Here is a 1,004-nt window from a genome sequence, read left to right as displayed (position 1 = left end):
GTTCAAGGTCGACATCCGGCTGCCCGAACGCCACGACGAGTTCCGCATCCTGCAGCGCCACGCGAGCGGCTTCGATCCGCGCGATCTCGGCGCCGCCGGGCTGCGGCCGGTCGCCGGGCCCGAACACATCGCGGCGGCCCGCGCGGCCGTCGGCGAGGTGGCGGTGAGCCCGGAGGTGCTGGCCTACATCGTCGACCTGTGCCGCGCCACCCGCTCCTCCCCCGCCGTCGCCCACGGCGCGTCCACCCGTGGCGCGACCGCGCTGCTGGCCGCCGCCCGCGCCTTCGCCTGGCTCAACAACCGCGCGTATGTGACCCCCGATGACGTGAAAACCGTTGCGATGGCGGTACTTCGGCATCGTCTGCAGTTGCGTCCTGAGGCCGAGCTCGACGGGGTGAGCACCGAGGGTGTGCTGTCGTCGTTGCTGGTCTCGGTGCCGGTTCCGGTCTAGCGACGTGGTGGTCACAGGTCGGTTCGCGCTGCTCGCCACGGTCGCGGCGGCGGTGGTGATGTTCGTGGTGCCGACGTGGGTCGGGGTGCTCGGCGCGTCCGCGCTGCTGGTGGCGTTGCTGCTCGTGGATGTCGCGCTCACGGCGCGGGCGGATTCGCTGTCGCTGACCCGCGATCCGTTGACGGTGGTGCGGCTCGGTCGCAGCACCGAGGTGGAACTGGTGGTCACCAATGCCGGTACAGCCACCGTGCGCGGACTGCTGTGGGACGCCTGGCCCGACAGCGCACGCGCCGACATTCGCAACCAGCACCTGGATCTGGCACCGCACACGCGAATCCGACTGCGCACCAAGCTGACTCCCACCTATCGTGGCGACCGTGTCGCGGGCCCGGTGACGGTGCGGCTGCTCGGTCCACTCGGTCTGGCCGGACGGCAGAGCCGGATCGACGTGCCCGCCAGGGTGCGCGCGCTGCCCGCGTTTCGCAGTGAGCGACTGCTGCGTTCGAAGGTGAAGCGGCTACACCACCTCGAGGGCCGCAATGTCGCCAATCTG

The 1,004-nt window shown here is 70.9% G+C and carries 1 protein-coding gene and 1 pseudogene; both read left to right on the top strand.

Features of this window, described 5'->3' with window-relative positions; translation table 11 throughout:
- On the top strand, window positions 1–451 hold a 451-nt coding region (locus ACFWUY_RS42110; RefSeq protein WP_384122512.1), incomplete at its 5' end, for an AAA family ATPase.
- 4 nt (window positions 452–455) lie between these two features.
- Window positions 456–1,004: pseudogene (locus tag ACFWUY_RS42105) on the top strand (DUF58 domain-containing protein); the annotation flags it as partial.

The organism is Streptomyces sp. NPDC058664 (genome assembly GCF_042716635.1).
Lineage (GTDB): Bacteria > Actinomycetota > Actinomycetes > Streptomycetales > Streptomycetaceae > Streptomyces.
The sequence above is the reverse complement of the archived record's forward strand: the minus strand, read 5'-3'. Positions and strand labels throughout refer to the sequence as shown.